Source organism: Streptomyces sp. NPDC001406, from assembly GCF_042895285.1.
GTDB lineage: Bacteria > Actinomycetota > Actinomycetes > Streptomycetales > Streptomycetaceae > Streptomyces.
Genome location: NZ_JBIAWG010000024.1, coordinates 59,225 through 81,280, shown reverse-complemented (window position 1 = coordinate 81,280; position 22,056 = coordinate 59,225). Strand labels below are relative to the sequence as shown.

The following is a 22,056-nucleotide window of genomic DNA, read 5'->3' as shown; positions in this document are numbered from 1 at the left end:
CGGGTCGGGCGTGCAAGCGGACAGCATCGACAGGAAGAAGGAGGGGAGCCTCGTGGTCGAGGAAACACCCTGGCAGCAGGCCCTCCGCTACGCCAACCGCGCCAATCCGTACCCGTTCTACGAGGAACTCCGCAGGACACCGGTAGCGCGGCAGCCGGACGGTACCTACGTCGTCAGTACCTACCGGGAGGTCGTGGCGCTGCTCCACGACCCCCGGGTCAGTTCGGATATCAGGAAGCTCCCCGCCCCGGTCGCGGCCCCGGCCGAGGGCTCGGCGGAGGCGGAGGCCGAGCCGATCACGGAGGCGGTCATTTCTCTGGAGCCGAACATCATCACCTGTGATCCACCCGAGCACGATCGAGATCGCCGATTGATGACGCCGCATTTCGTCGGTCCGCCCCATTCCCCTCACCTGATCTCCGACCTGGAACCCGAGATCCGCCGCATCGTGGACGGCCTTCTGGACGACATGCAGGGCAAGACCCGGATCGATGCCGTCGACGAGTTCGCCTACCCCCTGCCGGTGACTGTGATCTGCAAGGTCCTGGGCGTACCACTGGAAGACGAGCCACGCTTCCACAGCTGGATCGAGACGGCCCTGGACGCCTTGGATTTCGGCCCCGAGGCTGCCTCCGAGGAGATGCAGAGCCGACTGGCCGGGGGGCGCCGGGCCGTGGAGGAGTTCGGCCAGTTCGCGGCTGAGCTGCTCGACCGGTACGCCCAGCAACCCGGCCCGGGCATGCTCTCGGCGATGGTGAACGAGGACGGCCCGGAGAGAGGGATGTCCAAGGGCGTGCTCGTGAGCAATGCCTTGCTCCTGATCTTCGCCGGGCATGAAACCACGGTCAATCTCATCGCCCACAGCGTGCTCACCTTGCTGCGGCACCCCGACGCGCTCGAGAAGCTGCGCCGCCGGCCCGAGCTGATCGTGCCCGGGGTCGAGGAGTTGCTGCGCTTCGAGTCGTCGGTCCAGTTCTGGCACACCCGCTCCGCCGTGGAGGACATCGACATCGCAGGCACCACCATCCCGAAGGGCGCGCCGATCTTCCTGGCATACGGCTCGGCGAACCGCGACCCGAAGCGGTTCGCCAACCCCGACGAGCTTGACCTCGAACGCCGAGACAACCAGCACCTCGGGTTCAGCCAGGGCATCCACTTCTGTTTCGGCGCTCCGCTCGCGCGGCTCGAGGTCCAGGTCGCGGTCGGCGAGTTCGTCCGCCGGGTGAACAACCCCCGGCTCGTAGAGGACCCACCGCCGTACCGCCACAACCAGATTTTCCGCGGCCCGCGCCACGTCCTGGTCGACATCGACGGGATCCGCGACTGACTCGCCGTGCGTAAGGGATCGCTATGCGGGCTTTTCAACTAGTCGGATGGCAGCAACCGCCGGAGCTGCGCGAGGTGCCAGTGCCCGAGCCCGGACCGGGGCAGGTCCTGGTGAAGGTCGGGGGTGCCGGTGCGTGCCACTCAGATCTGCACATCATGGAGGCACCCGGACCACCACCCGGGTTCGCCACAGAACTGCCCTTCACGCTCGGCCATGAGAATGCGGGATGGGTGGAGAGGCTGGGACCGGGTGTCACCGGGTTCGCGCCCGGGGACCCTGTGATGGTCTACGGTCCCTGGGGCTGTGGGGTGTGCGCCAACTGCCGGGAGGGCCGGGAGAACTACTGCCAGAAGGACAGTGGTCAGGGCGGAGGCCTGGGAGGTGGTCACGACGGCGGAATGGCTGAGTACCTGCTGGTCCCGGCGGCGCGATTCCTGATTCCGCTGGGCACCCTCGACCCCCGCCAGGCTGCCCCGCTCAGCGACGCGGGGCTGACCAGCTATCACGCCGTCAAGCGATCGGTGCACCTGCTGGGGCCGGGCTCGACCGCGGTGGTGATCGGGGTGGGCGGTCTGGGCCAGATGGCCATCCAGATGGTGCGAGCGCTCAGCGCGGCGACCACCGTCGTGGCCGTGGACACCGATGCCGGCAAGCTGGAAACCGCCAAGCGCATGGGCGCGGACGAGGTGCTGCTCTCGGGCGAGGAGGCAGTCACGCGCATCAAGGACATGACGGGGCAGCAGGGCGCTCAGCTCGTGCTCGACATGGTCGGCATAGACCCAACTCTGCGGATGGCTGCTCAGGTGGCCAGGGTGCTGGGCCACCTGACCATCGTCGGTCTCGGCGGCGGAGCCCTGCCCGTCAACTTCTCGAGCCCGCCGCACGAGTGCTCGGTCGCCTCGCCCTACTGGGGCTCCCTTCCCGAACTGATGGAAGTGATCACCCTCGCCCAGCAGCAAAAGATCAAGATGCTGGTCGAGCGCTTCCCCTTGGAACGCGCCGACGAGGCATACCAGCTCCTGCACGACGGCAAGATCCAAGGACGTGCCGTCATCACCCCCCACCCGTGAGTGCTGTCATCAAGGCGACCGGGCTGGTGCTGTAGGCCGTAACTGTCGGAGGAAACATCATGGAGGCTGTGGCGGGTGCGATCGCTGGACCGGGCCGGTGGCGGACGGCACAGTCAGCAGCGGGCGTGGTAACGGCAGCTGTGTCGGCGCCTGTGACTGTGACGGGCGCCGGACTGATGAACGCGGCCTGTCGGCGCTTGCCATGACCGGGGACGCGTTCCGACCGGTGGCCGCTGCACGGCGGCCGTATCTGATCGTGAATCCCCGTTCGGGAGGAGGGAAAGCGAGCCGGTTCCGGATCGCGGAACAGGCCCGTGCGTTGGGGGCTCAGGTTCTCCTGCTCGATCCTTCCCGGCCCCAGGACCTCACGGCTGTCGCCCGACGCGCGGTGGATGACGGCGCGGATCTGCTGGGGGTGGCCGGCGGAGACGGCACGCAGGCACTTGTCGCCGGGGTGGCTGCGAAGAGCGGTCTTCCTTTCGTGGTCATTCCGGCCGGTACCCGCAACCACTTCGCGATGGACCTCGGCCTGGACCGTGAGGACCCTTCGGCCGCGCTGGAGGCCCTCACGGACGGCGTCGAGTTGCGCGTGGATCTCGGGTTCGCCGGCGAGCGAGTGTTCGTCAACAACGTGTCGTTCGGTGCCTACGCCGCTCTGGTGCAGGACCCGGCCTATCGGGAGGACAAGATCGGCACGACGGTGCGGATCCTCCCGGAATTCCTGGCCCGCCACGAGGGCCCGAAGCTGGTGGTACGCGCCGGGCTGCTCACTGTGGACCGACCTGATGCCGTGCTGGTGAGCAACAACCCCTACCGGGTCGATGACCCGGCCGGGCTTGGCAGGCGGGCGCAGCTGGATTCCGGGCTCCTGGGGGTACTGGCCGCCAGGGCGGAGACGCCCGCCGAGACGGCCGCCCGGCTGCGAGGTGGGCAGACGCACGGCCTGACCAATCTGGCCACCTCTGAAGAGGTTGTCGTCGACGCCGACGTCCCGTTCGTCCCCGTCGGGCTGGACGGTGAAGCCGTCACCCTGCCGACTCCCGTGCGGTGCCGGATCAGTCCCCGAACGCTACGGGTACGGGTTCCCCGCCATCGGCCGGGCGCTGCGCCCGCCGTGCGGCCGCCGGGCCGGGGCACCATCCGGCGGGTGGCCTCGGCTGTCGGGCGAACTGTTCACGGCCGTCATACCGGCTGACCGAAGCCGAACCGGGCAGAGCGCGGACTTCCCGGTCACCACGTGTGCACACTGCGCGCGGCCCTGGCTGGCGACGTGCCGCGCAGCGCATCACGTCCGAGACAGAACGGGCTGATGCGCAATCAGCCGCGATCGTGGCGGACGGCGGTGATCTGGGAGTGATGCCGAGCAGGCGGCGGACGCCAGGGCGATCGTTGCTCCACCTTCGCAGCGAGTTCGCTTCGCGGTCATCCGCGGCCGTGCGACGGCGGCGCCGGCCGAGGTGTGTGCCCGTCCGGGCGGGCGGGGCTCTTCGCTGTTCGCCGCCGGCCCGCCGATCCGGCTCCGGTGATCAGTGCTGGGGGGACGGTGGGGGCCTTGACCCGAGGCGCACCGGCGGCCCGGCGCGCCGCCACAGGCGTACGCCGGACGGCTCGCTGAGAAGTCACACCTGCTCAAACTCAACGGGCGTCTGATGCGGTGGTCCGTGGTGAGCACTGATGGGTGAGAGTGAGTCCGGTGCCGGCAAGGCAGCCGTGTCCTTTGCCGCTTCGGCGTCCGGACGCCGAAGCGGCCAATCGGTGGCCGACGCGGTGATCCGCTCCAACGTGGCAGTGGCCGATTCCTGCGCCAGAAGATCCCACGCCATCGACGCCATCTGCTGCGCGAACCGACCCCAGTCCGGACGGCTGCGACGCGGCCGGCATCCTCGTGCTGCAAGACACGACGGTGGAAACGCTCGCCCCACCCAACAGCTGGTCACCGACAGCGACCAGCTGCAACAGCGGCTGGGCGAAGGGCCATGCTTCGACGCCGCCTACCGCGCGCAAGGACAGCGGGTTTTCCGCATCGCCGACCTCACCGCCGAGCCGTCCATGGTGAACGAGGCGGGCATGCGCATCGGGCCACGCTGGACATCGCCCGCACCGCCGAAGAACTGGCAAAGCTCGCCACCGAGAGTTTCGAAACGACACCCCGGTGGACGGCCCTCTGATGCTGCTGCGGGTCGCCCAGCGGTCAGTGGCGGGCGGCCCCCCTGCATCAACCATCCGTCCGCAGCAGCTCCACATCAGTCCGGACGGTTCGCCACCGCCTCGCGCCCTGATCACCGGTCAGCCCTGACGGCACACCGGCCCGGATCAGCGGGGGCACTCGATGGACTGCTCGGACCAGATGGTCTTGCCGTTCTGGCCATGGCGGCAGCCCCAGCGCTCGGCGAGTTGGGCGACGAGGAACAAGCCGCGGCCTCCCTCGTCGGTGGTGCGGGCGCGGCGCAGACGGGGTTGGGTGCTGCTGGCGTCGGTGACCTCGCAGACCAGAACGTTGTGGCGGATCAGCCGCAGTTCCGCCGGCGGACGGCCGTAGCGGATCGCGTTGGTGACCAGTTCGCTGACGATGAGTTCGGTGGGGAAGAGGAGGTCGTCCAGCCCCCACCTGACGAGTTGGCGGGTTGACCACTCCCGGGCCTCGGAGACGGCAGCCGGATCGGCCGGTATCTGCCAGTGAGCGGTGTCCTCGCCCGGTACGGCGCGGGTGCGGGCCAGCAGCAGGGTCGCGTCGTCACGCGGTGCTTCGTCCACCAGATCGGCGAGGAGCGCGCGACCTGTTTCGTTCAGGGCACGCTCCGGGCGGCAGGACACGGCCAGCGCATCGGTCAGCCGCCGGAGCCCCTCGTCGATGTCGTCGTCCGCGCCCCGATCGACCAGGCCGTCGGTGTAGAGCGCCAGGACGCTGCCGGGCTCGAGGTCGATCGTCGTGGTCTCGTACGGCATGCCGCAGACGGAGAGTGGAGGCCCCGGGAGAATGTCGACGGCTTCGGCGGTCCCGTCGGGCCGGACCAGGACGGGGGGCGGGTGCCCGGCACTGGCCATGGCGCAGCGTCGGGTGACCGGATCGTAGATCGCGTACAGGCAGGTGGCGCCGACGACGTCGTGGTTGCCGGAAGGTGCTTCGGCCGCGAGGCGCTGGACCAGCTCCGCGATCCGGGTGAGCAGCTCGTCCGGCTCCAGTTCGAGGTCCGCGAGCGGCTGGATGGCGGCGCGCAGGCGGCCCATGGTGGCGCTTGCGGGTATGCCATGGCCGACCACATCTCCGGCGACGAGGGCCAGTCGGAGAGAGGGCAGGGCGATGGCGTCGTACCAGTCGCCGCTGGTGCCCGCCCCGCGGCCTGTGGGCAGGTAGACGCCGGCGGTCTCAGCTGCCGGAGTGTCGGTCGTGGCCGGGGGAAGAAGGCTCTGCTGCAGGGCCACGGCCGCCCGGTGCTCACGCGTGTAACGGCGGGCGTTGTCGATGGCGAGTGCGCCCCGTGAGGCGATCTGCCTCATGAGATCCTCCTCGTCCTCGGTGAACGGGTCCGAGTGGCCGGTGCGCCAGACCACGATCGCGCCGAGGGTGAGGCCGCGGGCGTACAACGGTGCGACCATCACCGCATGAGCGTCCTGCGGGAGGAGCTGTTCGACCAGGTGCGGGCCGCCGATCAGGGCGACGAAGTCATCCCGGCCGTAGATGACTGTCTCGCCGTGCTGGAAGCTGCGCAGGAGAGGGTGGTCGGACAGCGGGGGGACGGGGTTGCCGCGCTTGATACCGGCCGGCCACACCGCAGTGGCCGGAGCCAAGGCCGCGTTGCGCAGATGCAGATCTCCGCCGCCCAACCGCTCGGCGGGTTCCTCCCCGTCGAAGACGGACTGTGCAAGGTCGACTGCAGCGAGATCCCCGAAGGCAGGTACAAGTACGTCAGCAAGGTCCTGCGCGGTGCGCACCACATCCAGGGAGCCTCCCACCCGCTCGGCAACCTTGCGGGCGAGATCAAGATGGCGGCGGGCGCGCAACTGGTCGGTGTCGTCGATGTACAGGGCTGCGACGCCCGTGGGACGTCCTCGCGAGTCCTCCAGGCGGAAGGCGGACAGCGACAGGGCGTGCCGCCGCGCCGGATGGTGGCGACGGCTCACTTGCTGGTTCCTGTGGACCACCGGGACGCCCGTCTCGAGCACCTGGCGCAGTACCGCCTCGAGGTTCTCGGCGTCCTCGGCGTCCAGCACGTCGCACAACCGGGTGCCGGGTTGTACGGGCCGGCCGTCGAGAGTGCCCGGCATGGCGTTCGTCTGCATGGTGGTGAGATCCGTGTCGTGCAGCGCGATCGTGATCCGGTGCTGCGCGGACAGTGCGCGCAGGAGCGCCGCGCCGTTCTGGTGGTCGGCGACGTGGTAGGTAGGCGCCGCCAGTACGAGGAGCTGCGCCGAGCCGTTCACCCTTGTGGTTCGGAAAGTGACGTCAATTGTGTGGCCGCCCCGGTGCCAAAGCCGCACCCGGCCGGACGTCGGCATGTGTGTGGTCCCGCGCAGGTCGTCCGGGAGGTCGGCCACCAGTTCCCGCACGGGGCGGCCGGACACCTCCTCGGCGCAGAACCCCGTCAGGTCCTCTGCCGTCCCGGTCCATCCCGCCACCGCGCCCCGATCATCGAGAACGGCGGCCGCCAGGCCGTCGAAGGCGGACAGCCTGCCACCGGGCCCGGCACCGGAGACCCCCGTCGTTCCCGCGGAGGCGGCTGCCGAATCGGCGTTTTCCGTATTCGCTCTATCCATGTCTCTGACTTCCTTCACGAGCCTGCGGCTACGACAGATGGGTGTGTGGCGGCTGCCGACCGCCCGGATCGCCGGCGGGTCATCGGGCGCCGGCTGTGGAGGGCAGGTCCTGTTCGGCCCAGACGACCTTGCCGTCCGTTGCGGAGCGCGAGCCCCACCTGCGCGAGAGCTGAGCAACCAGATAGAGGCCGCGGCCGTGCTCGTCGAGCGTGTGCGGATGGCGGGGGCGTGGCTGGCCGGTGTTGGTGTCGGAGACTTCACACGTCAGTACCCGGTGCTGGATGAGCCGTAGGCGGCTCAGGCCGTCGCCATGGTGGACGGCGTTGGTGACCAGTTCACTGACGATCGACTCCACGGGCGTCACGAGCAACTCCAGGCCCCATTCCCTGAGCTGACGGGCGGCCAGGTGCCGGGCTGCCGGGATGGTGGCCAGTCCGTTCGGCAGGTCCCAGGTGGCGACCTGCGCGGGTCGGAGTGCGCGGGTCCTCGCAAGGAGCAACGTGACATCGTCGGCCGGTGCCTGAGTCGGCAAGGTCTCCATCGCCCGCGAACACAGGTCCTCCAGGGACGAGGCCGGCTGCGCCAGGGCTGCGCCCAGGCGGCGCAGCCCCACGTCGATGTCCTCGTCCCGGGACTCGACCAACCCGTCGGAGTAGAAGGCGAGCACACTTCCCTCGGCCAGTTCCAGTTCCACGGCCTCGAAAGGCACCAGGCCGAGACCGAGGCCGAGCGGGGCTCCAGCGGGCAGGTCGGGGATGGTGATCCTGCCCTGCGCGTCGACAATCAGGGGCGGGGGATGCCCGGCCCGCGCTATCGTGCACCGTCGGGTGACCGGGTCGTACACGGCGTACAGGCAGGTGGCGCCCACCACCGCGGGCACGTCGGCGTCCTCGTCGTTCAGCCGCCGGACCGTGTCGTCCAGGTGCCCCAGCAGTTCGTCCGGGGGCAGGTCGAGGTCCGCGAGCGTGCGCACCGCGGTGCGCAGCCTGCCCATGGTCGCCGCGGCGTTGATGCCGTGTCCGACCACGTCACCGACGACGAGAGCGACCCGGGCACCGGACAGCTCGATCACGTCGAACCAGTCACCCCCCACGCCGTGGTCCATGTCGGCCGGCACGTAGCGCGAGGCGACCTCGACGGCGGCACCCCCCTGCACCCGGTGGGGGAGCAAGTCGCGTTGCAGCGTGAGGGCGGCAGTGCGTTCGCGCGCGTACTGGAGGGCGTTGTCCAGGCAGAGCGCAGCCCGGGTGACGAGCTCCTCGGCGAGGAGCAGGTCGTCCTCCTGGAACGGCTTCTGTTCCTCGGAGCGACCGAACAGCGCCAGTCCCAGCACGCAGCGGCGCGCTCGGATGGGTACGACCATCAAGGAGTGGACGCCGCTGTCGCGTACCTCCTGCGCCCGCACCGGGTCGTGGTCGACCCAGGGGCCGGCATGGGTGTTCAGCACGGGCTCCAGGTAAGACCGGCCCGCGCGCAGGGCGGCGGTGAACGGCGAGTCCGGGTGGGCGTGGACCACCTCTTCGCGCACCCACGGCAACTCGAGGACACCCAGGTCGATGGAGGCCAGACCGGCACGGCGCAGCAGCTGCGGACGGCCACTCGCGGTACCGGTCCGTGGCGAGGGCTCGACGCCAAACGGAACCGACTCCACCAGGTCGACGAGGGCGTGGTCGGCCAGCAGGGGCACGGCGAGCTCGGCCAGTTCCTGCCCGGTCTGCATCACGTCGAGGGTGCTCCCGATGTGCGTGCTGGCCTCGCTGAGGATGGCGAGGCGCTCGCGCGTCCGCCGGTTTCCGGTGACGTCCACGGTCATGGAGCACACGCCCAGTGGCGTGCCGTCCGCGCTCTGGAGGCAGAAGAACGAGGCGGAGAACGCATGCTCACGGCGCCGGTCCGCCGGCGGCCACGCGCGGTACTCGTGCACCATCGTGGTGCCGCTCTCCAGCACCTGCCGCATCACCACCTCGAGCGCTTCGGCCTCGACCGCGGGCAGCGAGTCCTTCAGGCCGCGTCCGAACCGTCGGTGACGAGGCACGCCGTCGTGACGCTCCATGGCGTCGTTCACCCACACACAGCGCAGCTGCTGGTCATAGACGACGATGCCGATCGGTGCGCGCGCAAGGAGCGACTCCCGCACCGGTCCCCTGGTCGCCTCCGAGGACAGGGAACCTATGTCGGTCACGGACACCAGCCACCGGCTGCCGGCGTCCTGCCCCCACAGCAACGAGACCCGCAGCGTCATCCTGAGCGTGTGGCCGTCGCGGTGCCGGATCGTTGCGGTGCCGGACCAGCCGCCCCGCGCATGGCACTGCTCGGCGAACGCCGAAGCCCGCTGCGCGTCCTCGGCGGGTGGGAGCATGTGTGCGGCGGACCGGCCCACCACCTCACCGGCCGAGTAACCGACAAGCTGCTGAGCGGCCTGCGTCCACCCCACTACGGTGCCCTCGGCATCGATCATCGCTATCGCGGCGTCGGGCATCTCACGGGGGCTCACCAGCTCGGCGCGGTGTGAGTGGTCGGTTTTTGTCATCGTCATCGCGGTCCATCCCATCGGTGCGGAGGTGAGAGCGTCGGCACGTGTCGCGGCGGCCCTGTGTGCAGCCGTGGTGAACGGCGGTGTCCGGGTGAGCGGCACACGGCAGTGACATATGTCGGTTATGAGACATTATGCACACTTCTGATGAAATAATCAGATGTAATTGTTTACGCGTCAACCCCCTCAGGAGTGGTCGAGCGATCGGCATGGACGGCTGCTGCGGTCAGTGCAATGAAGAAACCTCAGAACTGGTGCTTCTTTCTGCGGGTAGTGCCGATGGCAGCCTCACGCAGGAATCGCTTCGAACGCCGTCGCTCCGAGACCCGACGGCCACTCGTCCGCGCCGCGCGAAAGATCCTGACCGAGTCCGGCGACACAAGCACCAGCATCCGGGCCATCGCGGAGCGTTCGGACATGGGCCCCGGCTCCTTGTACAACGACGTCTCGTGCAAGGCCGAACTGTTCGACGCGGCCCTGGCCGATGCCCTGGATGAGTACGCCCAGGCAGTCGACGAATGCCGACATGACCTTGGCGGTCCAGCCGAGCGTCTCGCCCGCGGCCTGCGGCTCAGCGCCCGCACGGCCGGCGTGCACCCGGAGATCACGCGGATCCTGCAGCGGACTCGCCCGCCCATGCGACGGCCGCCTGACGTCGGCGGCTGCGACCAGAGCGTCGGACCAGGCCCTGAAGAGCGGCTCGTCCTCGCGCGGCACGCCGAGCAGGCGGCAGATCACCATGACGGGCAGCGGATAGGCGAAGTCGTCGACGATGTCGATCTGCCGGCCCGCCTCGAACGACTCCAGCAGTTCCCCGGCGATCCGGTCGATCTCGCCGCGCATGGAATCGACCCGGCCGGGGCTGTGTGGGGCCCGCAGGGCCGCATGGCCAGGGTGCGCAGCCTGTGGCGCTCGGGGTCGTCGAGCCGCAGGAACGGCGGCTTGAGGGTCACTTCGCCGCGGGTGCGGGGCCGGCACTCATCCGCGGGTCGTGGAGCAGAGCGGCAATCTCGTGGTAGCCGCCGATCAGGTAACTGCCGTCTGCCTGGTGCACCACGGGACCGGCGTCGCGGAGCTCTGCGTACAGCGGGTAGGGGTCGGGGCGGCTGGCGTATTCGGTGATCCGTGCCAGCAGGGTCTCGGAGTCCATGACGGCTCCTCGCGGTCGGGCGGGACGTAGGTCACACACCGTCAGCCGGCGGTCGGGAAGATGGCCGGTGAGCGCGACGGTCGGGCCGTGGGACAGCCCAGAAGGATCCGGTACGGGAGTGGGGATCGGGACGTCGGCCGCGATCACCCGGTCGGCCGCGCGGGACGGGGGCGGGAACGTAGCGGCCGTCTCTATGAAGTGCCGGTAGTAGTCGAGCGACTTGGCCATGTCGGCGGTGACCGCGGCGGTGACCCGGCCCTGGGGCCGGGACTGACCATGTTGTGAGCTGCGACCTCGGCCTGCTCGACCGCGTTCCCCCAGTGCTCCAACGAGAGCTGGGCTCGCATGCCATGGCTGCCGGGGCGAAAGGCCCGGCGGACCGATGCCAACTCCACAAGCCGGCCGCCCAGTTGGCGTTCAGCCGCTGCGCCGGTCGTCCCGGCCGTCTTCGCCGCCTCGACATTTCCATACGACGTATGTTAATACTGGGAGGGCAGTTCCATACGGCGTATGGAAAAGCTGGCTCGGACCGTACCAGGCGCCACACATCGCCTGCCCAAACAGCCGTTGGCGCAGATCGCGCCACGCGGGAAGGAAAGACCATGAAGAAGCTCACGAAGCGCATCGCCGTCACTGTTTCCTCCGTGGCGGTCGCGGGTTTCGCCGTGCTCGGCGCCGGGGGCACCGCCTCGGCCGCGACTCCGGCGTCCGCCCACGCCCACCGCCCGGCAGCCAGTGGCAAGGCCGACCACTACCGCTGGGACCACGGTGTCGGCTACCTGCTCGAGCAGGGCTACTCCTGGGACGAGATCCGTGGCTGGCACCACGACGGCCGCGTCACCGACTCGGCCCGGCACGACAGCGATGACCACTTCCACCGCTGGGACGACGAGGGACGCCACGGGACGTCCGACGGCTCGTACCAGCACCCCTGACACCGCTCGGAGCCGACGGCCAGCACCGGGACCCCCACGATCTGAACCACGGTGACTGGTGAGGCAGGTACCGCTTGTGACCGTGGGCCCAGGCTGTCCTCCTCGCCCTCATGCCTGCCGGCGGCAGGGACGCCATCGCCAGTCCCGGATCAGCAATCCCCGACCGCCGCCCAGGCGGACGGCCGAATGAGGGCCTGCCTCCCCCACACTTCCTGCGGACACCCACCATGCGCCGCAGGCTCGCGTCGCCCAGTTGTCGCGACGCCACGAATCGTGCGGTCCGTCGATGCCGTCCGGCGCCCGGGCCCTGCTGTACGCCTCACCCTTCATCGCCTCTTCGCTGCCGGCCGGGCGGCGGTGGCGCGGCCGAGGCACGCCTAGGAGTGAAAGTCGATGGAGTCTTTGAGGACCGTGGAGCGCGGGGTGGCCGTGCAACTTGTCGTGTCGCGCGACTACTCGCTGCCCATGTGCATGCGCCTGCAGTACGAGCCCACTGATCCCTATGTCGTCCGTGCCGCCTTCTTCGTCCACAGTGATGAGCCCGTCGAATGGGTCTTGGGACGGGATCTCCTGGCTGAAGGCCTGAAGGGTTCCGCGGGCTACGCGGACGTCCGGATCTGGCCGGCCGTCGGCCGTGGTGACCAGGTGATGTACATGGCCCTCGGGTCTTGCACAGGCACCGCCTTGCTCGACGTTCCCGTGCAGGACGTCAGGACCTTCCTGGAGAACACGGAGGCTCTGGTGCCACGGGGTACCGAGTCCAACCACATCGACTGGGACGTCGAACTGGCGTACCTGCTCTCGGACAGCTGACCGCTGACCATCCCTGCTCAGAAAAAGGAAAGAGTCTTCATGTCCCAGTACCAGCTTCGCGTCTACACCCTGCGCAGCCCCGACGCGCTCGCCGCCTACGAGAACATCTGGTCCAAGCACATTCCCGGTATGGCCGAGCACCGGATCACCACACACGGCGTCTGGACGGTGCCCGCGGCCCCCGGAAGCGAGGCTCCCCAGCTGTACGCCCTCGTTTCTTACAGGGACGCCGACGACGTGCAGGAGCGGCTGGAGGCGTACCTGTCGAGCTCCGAATTCCGCGCTGACATGGAGGGTTTCGACATCAGCCAGATCGTCGGCGTCGACGAGTCCGTGCTGACACCCACCGCACACTCACCCCTGCGCTGACCGTCGCCGCCATTCGCCGGAGGCCACCTCGGCGGGCTTGGCGCTCGGCCAAGGCGCTCGCCATACGGCGACGGGCATGCACGAGATCGGAGAGGTCGGGACGGCTGGTCTGTCAACCGCACGGCGGCCGCTCGGGACGCGTTCACCGTCGCCAGGGCGGTCTCGGTACGGTCCACCGATCGGGGGTCAGCGATCACGATGGCAACGAGCAGTCCCAGCGCGCAGCCCGTGAGGGTGTCGAGGGCTCGGTCCCTGAGCGACTCGCCGGCCGGCTGCGCATGCGGAAATGGGACATCAGCAAGGGCATCGGGACGATGCAGACCTGGCCGAGCCAGTAACCGCGGCTGATCGTCGCCTCGGTGGCGACCTGGCACAACAGGACGCCCAGTACGAGGGCGAGTGATCCGGTTCGGATGATCGGCAGCAGGACGGGCGAACAACGCGAGGCCGGCGAAGTTGCCGAATGCCCGATTGAGGACGCGTCGCCGGGCGAGGGCCAGATTGGACTGGAAGACGAAGGTGGCGGCAACCACGGTCCACTACGGGGGCCTACGCCCAGTGCCAGAAAGGCCCAGCCCGCGAGGGTGCAGCCGACAGTCGCCCGTGCGCTGAGGAGCAGCAGGGGGAACCGGGGCGAAGGACGTCGCGCAGGCGGACCTGACACCGATTCAGCGGCCCGCAGTGGCGCGGCTCGTTCCAGCTCGGGCCTGGTGCGGTGGTGGCACCGGTGGCCTGCTCGCCTTCTGGGCGGGCCGGCCGCAGATCCGGCAGTGCGCGGTCGTGCGCGGGAGTCTGGCCCGGCACACGAGCTCCCGGTGGTCGGCGCTGCCGGATTCGGCGCGGGCCGACAAGTGCCAGGGCCTCATGCTCTGAGGAGTGCACGGGTATCAGCGGCACCGTGCGCCAGGCTTCGGCAACTGCCCAATCCGCAGCCCGGCAGGCCGAGGCATGGGCAGGGTCGTCGTCCGGAGTCAGCCGCACGCCAGCGTCCAGGGCCCTGGCCGCCGTCAGACCCCGCGGTTCCTGGGACCGTACGAGACCGGAGCAATGCACACCATCCAGGAGCGAAGGCACAACCCGCGGCGACGAACGAACCATACCGAGCACGACACAGGCCAGGGCTCGGGCGCGGGCAGCGCAGGGCAGGCTGTGTCCGTAAGGTGCGCACGTGGATCCGCCACCCACGGTGTACCACCAGGTCCACTCGGCCCCCCAGCCATCAGGATCCAACTCGGCACGCGGCCGTCGTCAGCAGGACACTGAGCGCTGCTTGGGCCACGGATCGCTCGCGCGTCCCGGCCGCAACACCCCGCGCACCGGCAGCGGCCGCATCGGGACGGCCTTTGCGGATGTGATGGGTGACTTCCTGCGCATCGCAGCCTGAACTCGCCCGACCGCGGGCGCGCCCCAGGCTTCAACTCCTCAGGATCACGGACTCAACGGCCGGCGCCCTGGCCCGCACGACCGGCAGCGAGTCGGCTTTCCAGGCCCGTGATGAGCGTGTCCATCACCAGGCGGAACATGCGATCCTGAGCAGGGCCTGCAGGGGGTGCATCCGTGGGCTCGTCTTCGCCGGCGGCAGGACCGGGGGGCTTGAGGTTCGCCCACTGGTGGAGCGAGCCGTTGAGTTCGGCGGCGAGAACACCGACGACGACGGCGACGATCAGAGCAGCGACCTCCGAGACGTCTGACCGCGGCACCCCCGCGGCGGCCACGATCGCGGTGAGCGCAGTCCAGAACGGGTCGTCGGGCTGGATGAAGTCGGGCTGGTGGCTGAACGAATAGGCCATCAGCTTGGGGTGGCGGTGCGCCAGCGTCCGGAAATCCGTGGCGAGCAGGCGGATGCGCTCCTGCCAGGGAGCGTCCTGAAGCGTCACGGTGCGGAACTGGGCGCCGACCGCTCTCGCCACGCCGCGCAGCACGGCTTCCTTGTTCGGCACGTGGTGGTACAGCGACATCGGGTTGGCATCGAGAGCGGTGGCGAGTTTGCGCATGGTGAGTGCCTCGACCCCGTCCTCGTCGATGAGCCGCAGGGCGGCGGCATAGATCCCGGCCTCGGTCAGAGGCACGTCTCTCTTCCTCGTTCCCCGCGAGGGACGCCTCACCTTTTCCATACCCCGTACGGTACCAGTTTCATACGACGTACGGAAATGTCTCGGATCACAGCGGCCGCCCTAACGGTTGGGGTTGCGCCGACTTTCCATACGCCGTACGGTATCAATTCCATACGGCGTATGTTTCCGCGGGTACCGCGGCATCGACCGGCGGGCCCTTGCCCATTCCCCCCTCCACGCAAAGGAGCAAGCCATGACCACGAACTCCGCGAACGGCCTTCGCCCCATCCGGTCCCCGCGCGGGATCCCGCTCCTCGGCCACACGCCGCAGATCCCCGACACCAACCCCGTCGAGTACTTCAACGGCCTGTCCAAGCAGTTCCCCGAGGGCATCTACGGCATGGACATCGCCGGCATCGAGCAGGTCTTCGTCTACGACCCGGACCTGGTGGCGGAGGTGTGCGACGAGACCCGGTTCTTCAAGCAGATCGAGAAGACGCCGCTGAGCCATGTGCGGGACTTCACGGGGGCGGGCCTGTTCACGGCCCACCAGCACGAGGAGGAATGGGCCATGGCGCACCGGATCCTCCTGCCGGCCTTCAGCCAGCGGGCCATGAAGAACTACTTCGGGCAGATGCTGGAGATCGCCCAGAACCTGGTCGGCAAGTGGGAGCACAGGGAGGGCCAGCCGGTCAACATCACCGACGACTACACCCGGCTCACCCTGGACACCATCGCCCTGTCGGGGTTCGGCTACCGCTTCCAGTCCTTCGGCAAGGAGGAACTGCACCCCTTCCTCAACGCGCTGCTGGAGGCGCTGATCGAGTCGATGCGGCGCTCCCAGGAGCTGCCGATGATGACCAAGCTCCGCAAGGCGGACGACAAGAAGTACCGCGAGAACATCCAGCTGATGCGCGACCTGGTCGAGAGCGTGATCAAGGAACGCCGCGAGGGGAAAGGCACCGGGGACGAGGACCTGCTCGGCCTGATGCTGGAGGCCACCGACCCGGAGACCGGCGAGCTGCTGGCGGACGACAACGTCCGCGACCAGGTGGTGACCTTCCTGATCGCCGGTCACGAGACCACCAGTGGCCTACTGTCGTTCGCCACGTACTCGCTGATGCGCAACCCGCACGTCCTGGCCCAGGCCTACGCCGAGGTGGACCGCCTGCTGCCCGGCGACACGGTCCCGGACTACGACACGATCATGCAGCTGGACGTCATCCCGCGGATCCTGGAGGAGACCCTGCGCCTGTGGGCTCCCATCCCGTTGATCGCCAAGGCGCCGATCGACGACACCGTCATCGGTGGCCGGTACGAGCTGAAGAAGGGGACGAGGGCCAACGTCCTCATGGGCGCCCTGCACTCCCACCCCGAGGCCTGGGAGCGGCCGGAGGAGTTCGACATCGACCGGTGGCTGCCGGAGAACCGTGTCCAACAGCACCCGCACGCCTACAAGCCGTTCGGCAACGGCGTACGTGCCTGCATCGGCCGGCAGTTCGCGCTCACCGAGGCCCGCCTGGCGCTGGCACTCGTGCTGCAGAAGTTCAAGTTCGCCGACACCAGCGACTACAAGATGGACGTCCGCGAGGCGCTGACCCGCAAGCCCGGCGACTTCCAGCTGGTCGTCCGCCGCCGCCAGGAGCACCAGCGGACCGTCTTCGGCGCCGCGGACCTGCAGACCGACGCCACACAGGCGCAGGCCTCGGTCAGCGGGGTCGGGGTGAACCTGACCGTCGCCTACGGCTCCAGCCTGGGCTCGTGCGAGGACCTGGCGCGCACCATCGCCGACCGCGGTGAGCGCTCGGGCTTCGGCACCACGCTGATGAGCCTGGACGAACTGGGCGACAACCTGCCCACCGAGGGCCTGCTCACCGTCGTCGCCGCGAGCTACAACGGCAAGGCCCCGGACAACGCTCAGCGCTTCGACGACCTGCTCGCCACAGGACTGCCCGAGGGCTCGCTGTCGAACGTGCGGTTCGCGCTGCTGGGCGCGGGCAACACCCAGTGGGTGGCCACCTACCAGGCCTTCCCCAAGCGGATCGAGGAAGGCCTGCTGGCCGCCGGCGCCACCCCGATCGTCGAGCGCGGCCTGGCGGACGCCGCCGGTGACTTCGACGGCCTGGCCACCCGCTGGATGGACACCCTCTGGACCACCCTGGCCGAGGAGTACGCCGCCGACACTTCCCAGGCGAGCGGCCCGCGCTACCAGGTGCAGTTGCTCACTGAGGCGGATGTGCGTCCCGCCATAGTCTCCGAGCAGGCCTACCCCCTCACGGTAGTGGCCAACGAGGAGCTCGTGGCCGACGCGACCGGCCTGTGGGACTTCAGCATCGAGCCGCCGCGCCCGTCGGCGAAGTCCATCACCGTCGAGCTGCCCGAGGGTGTCACCTACGACACCGGCAACCACCTGACCGTCTTCGCCAAGAACGAACCGGCCCTGGTCAAGCGTGCGCTGACGAGGCTCGGTGTCGATTACGACCAGGTCCTCCGGCTCGACCAGCCCGGCGGCGGCACGACGCACCTGCCGGTCGGCGTCCCCGTCACCGCCGGCATCCTGCTCACCGAATTCCTGGAGCTGCAGGACGTGGCCACCCGCTCCCAGATCCAGACCCTCGCCGAGTACACCCAGTGCCCGTGGACCCGGCCTCAGCTCCAGGCCTACACGGCCGACACCGCCGAGGCCGAAGAGCGCTACCAGAAGGAGATCCTCGGCAAGCGGGTCTCGGTGCTGGGCCTGCTGGAGCGCTTCCCCGCGGTCGAGCTGCCGCTGGCGGTGTTCGTCGAGATGACGGGGCCGATCCGTCCCCGCTTCTACTCCATCTCCTCCGCCCCGCTGGCCAGCCCGCGCCACGTGCGCCTGACCGTCGGCCTGCTGGAGGGCCCGGCCCTGTCCGGCGATGGCCAGTACCGCGGCACCTGCTCCTCCTACATCGCGGGCCTGGAGCCCGGAGACGTCGTGTACGGCTACGTCCGCGTGCCCTCCCCGACGTTCGCCCCGCCCGCCGACCCCACCACGCCACTGATCCTCATCGGCCCCGGCACCGGCATCGCGCCGCTGCGCGGCTTCCTGGAGGAGCGCGCCCGGCAGCACGAGAACGGCACCAAGGTCGGCCTGTCGCAGGTCTTCGTCGGCTGCCGCCACCCCGAGCACGACTACTTCTACAAGCAGGAGATGCAGGACTGGGAGCAGGCCGGGATCGCGCAGATCCACACCGCCTTCTCCGCGGTGCCCGGCCACCCGGCCCGGTTCGTACAGAACGCCATCGCAGGCGCCGCCGACACCGTGTGGCAGGCCATCGAAGACGGCGCGTACATCTACGTCTGCGGTGACGGCCGCCGCATGGCGCCCGCCGTCCGCGAGGCACTCGCCGCGGTCTACCGCGAGCGGACCGGCAGCGACGACGAGACCGCCCAGCAGTGGCTCGCCCAGCTCGAGGCCGAAGAGCGCTACCAGCAGGACGTCTTCGCCTGACCGTCGCACGCCGGAAGGCGTGCGACCCCCAGCCGCCGGGAGGCGTGCGGCACCCCCCGCTGCCGACCGTACGCCTCCCGGCCACCACAAGCCCACCAGACACCACAGGGCACCCATCGGCCCGAACCGCCGGGCGGTGCCGCTCACAGAAAGCAGATCGTCATGGACACCATGCTCGCCGGACGCTTCCACCTGGACAGCAAGAAGTTCGCCGTGGAGGAGGTTCCCGTCCCCGTGCCCGGCCCGGGAGAGGTCCTCATCGAGGTGAAGGCCGCAGGCGTCTGCCTCTCGGACGTCCACCTCATCGACGGCTCCCTCGTCCCGCTGTTCGCCACCTCTGACACGGTCACCGTCGGCCACGAGGTCTCCGGTGTGATCCACACCCTCGGCCCCGACCTCAAGCGCGGCCTGACCGCCGGCACCCGCGTCACCCTGGAGGCCGGCAAGACCTGCGGCCGGTGCACCGGCTGCGTGCGCCGTCGCCCCTGCATCCAGATGCTCACCGCCGGCATCGACTACGACGGCGGCTGGGCCGAGTACGTGACCGCCCGCGAGGACACCCTCATCCCCATCCCCGACAGTCTCCCCTTCGACCAGGCCGCGATCATCCCCGACGCGGTCTCCACCCCCTACGCCGCCGTCGTCGCCACCGCAGGCGTCCGTCCCGCCCAGTCCGTCGGCGTCTGGGGTGTGGGCGGAGTGGGCGCGCACAACGTACGCCTCACCCGCCTGGTCGGCGCCGCACCGATCATCGCCGTCGACCCGCTGCCCAGCGCCCGGGCACGCGCCCTGGCCTTCGGCGCGGACTACGCCCTGGACCCGGCCGCCCCCGACTTCGCCGACCAGGTACGCGCGGCTACCGACGGACGGGGCCTGGACTTCGCCTTCGACTGCGCAGGAGTGCCCGCCGTCCGTGAGCAGGCCGCCTCCGTCCTCGGCCTGGGCGGCTCCCTGATCCTGGTCGGCATCACGCCCAAGCCGCTCACCATCAACGAAGGCCTGACCTTCAACTACATGTGCAAGCAGGTACGCGGTCACTACGGCGGCTTCCCCGAGTCCGTCGCCGAGCTGGTGCGGCTGACCGCAGCCGGCCGCCTCGACCTGGCCCCCTCCATTACGGACCACATCCCGCTCGTCGACGCGGCCGACGCGGTCAACCGTCTGGAGAACAAGACCGGCGACCCGATCCGCCTCATCCTCGTCCCCTGACGCCCGTCAGGAGGACATCAAAGCCACCTCGGGCAGGGGTGAGTGGGCGCCGGTGCTTGAGGGAGCACCGGCGCCCACGGCTTTGCGGCAGCCAGAACTCGTGGAGATGGAGCCATGCAGAGGACCGGTGCCCCGGGCCGCACTCCGCAGCGCAGTGATGCTCGCCCGAACCACAGACGCGTTCTCGCGATCGCTCGGCAGAAACTGCGGGACGACCCCGACGCGAGTCTCGACAGCGTCGCTCTGGCGGCCGGCGTCGCGCGACGCACCCACTACGGACACTGCTCCAACCGGCAAGCGCTGATGAGGTGGGCGTCCAGTACCGCATGTTCCTTGGGGCGCCGCCATCTGGGAGAGAGGGCGATCCGCGCCACCCTGGCACATGCTGGCCCTCGCCGAGGAGAACGGCGCGTGTGCCCAGGGCGGACCCCACGGTGAGGCTGCGGCGACCGCATTCCTCGTTGCCGCCGGCGTTGCACAGGTGGCTGCGTTTCGGATCCGGACGTTCTGCATCAGCCAGGGGGACATTGACGACGTTCCGGCCCCTCTGCGGTCGACATCACCTGGACGACGCGCGGGCGGCGAGTCGGAAGCCTGCCGCGACTGCCTCGGCATCAATGAGCCACCTACGGCGAGCCGCCTGCGCCTCCGCCTGGAATCGGCTCGTCGCCCTGGGCGGGTGGTCAAGTCGGCTGTCCGGGGGCAAGGTACGTTCGCCGAGCCCGAGTTGGGGTCTCCAGAGACCGCGTGATGTCTCATTCGGGCAGGTCTCCGGAGCTGCCCAGAGCAGCTGGGCACTGTGAGAACTCAGGCTTGCAGGACAGGGCGAGGCGCGAGAGCTACTCACCGGCCGTCTGGCCCCGTCCAGGAGAGCGCCCTGGGCACTACTGCTTCGTGCGGCCGGCTGAGGCTCGCTGAGTGTCCGCGCCGGAGCTGACGTGCCGCAGGGTCTGCTGGGGGCCGTGCCAGTCCAGGCACATCACGGTGGCGTCGTCTTCGAGTCGGCCGCCGGCGGCGTCCCGGACTGCGGAGGTCAGCGTCAACGCCGTCTCCCGCGGGTGCAGGTCCCGGGTGCGCTCCAGCAGGGCGAGCAGGTCGACCTTCTCGCCATGACGTTCGAGCATGCCATCGGTCAGCATGAGCAGGCGGTCACCGGGGCGCAGGTCGATGTCCTGAACACGGTAGGGGTGGGGCACGGACACGGGCAGGCCGAAGGGATGATCCACGTCGCAGGGGATCGCCTCCGCAGCGCCGTCGCGCATGCGCAGTGGCCAGGGGTGGCCGGCATTGACGAGCTGGGCCCGACCGGTGTGGAGGTTGATGCGCAGCAGTTGCCCGGTGGCGTGACCGCGGCCGTGGTCGGCCAGGGCCCGGTCGGCCCGGTGGGCCTGCTCGACCAGGCCGGCTCCTACGCGACGGGCGCCGCGCAGGGCGCCCACCAGCACCGTGGCGGCCAGGGCGGCGTCAACGTCGTGGCCCATGGGGTCGGTCACCGACACGTGCAGGGTGTCGCGGTCCAGTGCATAGTCGAAGGTGTCGCCGCTGAGGTCTTCGGAGGGCTCCAAGTGCCCGCACAAAGTGAACTGTGCAGCCTCACACGACAGTGACGGGGGCAGCAGCTGGTACTGGATTTCTGCTGCCAGCGTGGGGGGCCTTGAGCGTTTGCCCCAGGTGTAGAGGTCGGTGAAGCGCCCGTTGGCGATCACGACGTAGGCCAGGATGTGGGCGGCTTCCCCGACCGCATCGAGGACGTCGTCGCCTGGGTCGTCGGGCAGGAGCAGTTCCAGCAGTCCGATGGCGTCCCCCCGGTTGGTGACCGGCACGATCACCCGCTGTCCCCGGCCGGTCGCCTCCTGATACAGCCGCTGGGTACGGATCACCTGCTCATAGACGCTGCCGAACACGGGGATCCGCTCCGCTTCCCGTCCGCCCTCCGCGCCAGCAGCGGTGGACAGCCGCGCTACCGCCTTCCCCGTCAGGTCCACGATGAGGAATGAGACCTTCGTGGCCCCGAAACGCCCTTGCAGGTCCTCTGCGACCACGTCGACAGCGTCCACAGGCGCCGCCCTCTCCGCTGCGGTCAGCAGCCGGGGAAGACCACTCTGCCTACCGCTCACGACCACGGCCCCTTCCACCAGTCCCTTCTACAGCTTGGGAATCCCCACGGCGGGCGTCAATCGGGGCGTGGTTACGGTAAGTGAAGGCGGTTACGTTATGCGTTCGCGGAGATGGAATCAGCCCCGGCGTCCGCCCCCACCCGGCAGATAGCCGAGACGCTTGCAGGCGCCGTCGTTTCGAGCCGCGCCCGGCCGCGCGGGACGGTGTGCAGTCCTCGCCGCTGTGGGCCACGCCGGACGTCGGTTTCG

General features: G+C 69.5%; 13 protein-coding genes and 3 pseudogenes. 10 read left to right on the top strand and 6 right to left on the bottom strand.

Annotated elements, in window-relative coordinates:
- The first annotated feature begins 52 nt into the window (after positions 1–52).
- From ACFY1J_RS41225 to ACFY1J_RS41215, 3 genes are all read left to right on the top strand, one after another.
- On the top strand, positions 53–1,327 hold the full coding sequence (locus tag ACFY1J_RS41225) for a cytochrome P450 (RefSeq protein WP_390733020.1): 1,275 nt from the start codon (positions 53–55) through the stop codon (positions 1,325–1,327).
- Positions 1,328–1,350: 23 nt separating this feature from the next.
- Positions 1,351–2,397, top strand: coding sequence for an NAD(P)-dependent alcohol dehydrogenase (locus ACFY1J_RS41220; protein ID WP_390733019.1), 1,047 nt, complete (start codon positions 1,351–1,353; stop codon positions 2,395–2,397).
- Between the two features lie 97 nt (positions 2,398–2,494).
- The gene (locus ACFY1J_RS41215) at positions 2,495–3,592 is read left to right on the top strand and encodes a diacylglycerol/lipid kinase family protein (RefSeq protein WP_390733018.1); all 1,098 of its coding nucleotides are present in this window, start codon (positions 2,495–2,497) and stop codon (positions 3,590–3,592) included.
- A gap of 556 nt (positions 3,593–4,148) precedes the next feature.
- Here the strand turns inward: ACFY1J_RS41215 and ACFY1J_RS41210 are convergent.
- Positions 4,149–4,229: pseudogene (locus tag ACFY1J_RS41210) on the bottom strand (antitermination regulator); the annotation flags it as partial.
- A 26-nt stretch (positions 4,230–4,255) separates the two neighbouring features.
- On the opposite strand from ACFY1J_RS41210, the pseudogene ACFY1J_RS41205 reads away from it, so the two are divergent.
- Positions 4,256–4,461 (top strand): annotated as a pseudogene (locus ACFY1J_RS41205) (antitermination regulator); the annotation flags it as partial.
- Between the two features lie 249 nt (positions 4,462–4,710).
- Here ACFY1J_RS41205 and ACFY1J_RS41200 read toward each other — a convergent pair.
- Entirely contained in the window at positions 4,711–7,152 is a 2,442-nt protein-coding gene (locus ACFY1J_RS41200; RefSeq protein ID WP_390733017.1) for a SpoIIE family protein phosphatase, read from the bottom strand.
- A gap of 79 nt (positions 7,153–7,231) precedes the next feature.
- Positions 7,232–9,688 carry a SpoIIE family protein phosphatase gene (locus ACFY1J_RS41195; RefSeq protein ID WP_390733016.1) on the bottom strand — a complete coding sequence of 819 codons (2,457 nt, stop codon included), beginning with the start codon at positions 9,686–9,688 and terminating at the stop codon, positions 7,232–7,234.
- A 231-nt stretch (positions 9,689–9,919) separates the two neighbouring features.
- On the opposite strand from ACFY1J_RS41195, the gene ACFY1J_RS41190 reads away from it, so the two are divergent.
- On the top strand, positions 9,920–10,807 hold the full coding sequence (locus ACFY1J_RS41190) for a TetR/AcrR family transcriptional regulator (protein ID WP_390733015.1): 888 nt from the start codon (positions 9,920–9,922) through the stop codon (positions 10,805–10,807).
- 64 nt (positions 10,808–10,871) lie between these two features.
- Here the strand turns inward: ACFY1J_RS41190 and ACFY1J_RS41185 are convergent.
- A pseudogene (locus tag ACFY1J_RS41185) lies at positions 10,872–11,170 on the bottom strand (FAD-dependent oxidoreductase); the annotation flags it as partial.
- A gap of 267 nt (positions 11,171–11,437) precedes the next feature.
- On the opposite strand from ACFY1J_RS41185, the gene ACFY1J_RS41180 reads away from it, so the two are divergent.
- The 3 genes from ACFY1J_RS41180 (at position 11,438) to ACFY1J_RS41170 (ending at position 12,952) form a co-directional block, all read left to right on the top strand.
- The gene (locus ACFY1J_RS41180; protein WP_390711880.1) at positions 11,438–11,770 is read left to right on the top strand and encodes a hypothetical protein; all 333 of its coding nucleotides are present in this window, start codon (positions 11,438–11,440) and stop codon (positions 11,768–11,770) included.
- Between the two features lie 393 nt (positions 11,771–12,163).
- On the top strand, positions 12,164–12,583 hold the full coding sequence (locus tag ACFY1J_RS41175; RefSeq protein ID WP_390711879.1) for an SsgA family sporulation/cell division regulator: 420 nt from the start codon (positions 12,164–12,166) through the stop codon (positions 12,581–12,583).
- 39 nt (positions 12,584–12,622) lie between these two features.
- Complete coding sequence (locus ACFY1J_RS41170; protein WP_390711878.1) at positions 12,623–12,952, top strand: NIPSNAP family protein; 330 nt, start codon at positions 12,623–12,625, stop codon at positions 12,950–12,952.
- 1,436 nt (positions 12,953–14,388) lie between these two features.
- On the opposite strand, the gene ACFY1J_RS41165 is transcribed toward ACFY1J_RS41170, so the two are convergent.
- Complete coding sequence (locus ACFY1J_RS41165; protein WP_390711877.1) at positions 14,389–15,021, bottom strand: TetR/AcrR family transcriptional regulator; 633 nt, start codon at positions 15,019–15,021, stop codon at positions 14,389–14,391.
- A gap of 238 nt (positions 15,022–15,259) precedes the next feature.
- Between ACFY1J_RS41165 and ACFY1J_RS41160 the strand changes: the two genes are divergently transcribed.
- Positions 15,260–18,481 carry a bifunctional cytochrome P450/NADPH--P450 reductase gene (locus tag ACFY1J_RS41160; protein WP_390733014.1) on the top strand — a complete coding sequence of 1,074 codons (3,222 nt, stop codon included), beginning with the start codon at positions 15,260–15,262 and terminating at the stop codon, positions 18,479–18,481.
- A gap of 162 nt (positions 18,482–18,643) precedes the next feature.
- Positions 18,644–19,690, top strand: coding sequence for a zinc-binding dehydrogenase (locus tag ACFY1J_RS41155; protein WP_390711875.1), 1,047 nt, complete (start codon positions 18,644–18,646; stop codon positions 19,688–19,690).
- An 884-nt stretch (positions 19,691–20,574) separates the two neighbouring features.
- On the opposite strand, the gene ACFY1J_RS41150 is transcribed toward ACFY1J_RS41155, so the two are convergent.
- Positions 20,575–21,747, bottom strand: coding sequence for a PP2C family protein-serine/threonine phosphatase (locus tag ACFY1J_RS41150; protein WP_390733013.1), 1,173 nt, complete (start codon positions 21,745–21,747; stop codon positions 20,575–20,577).
- Positions 21,748–22,056: the final 309 nt, after the last annotated feature.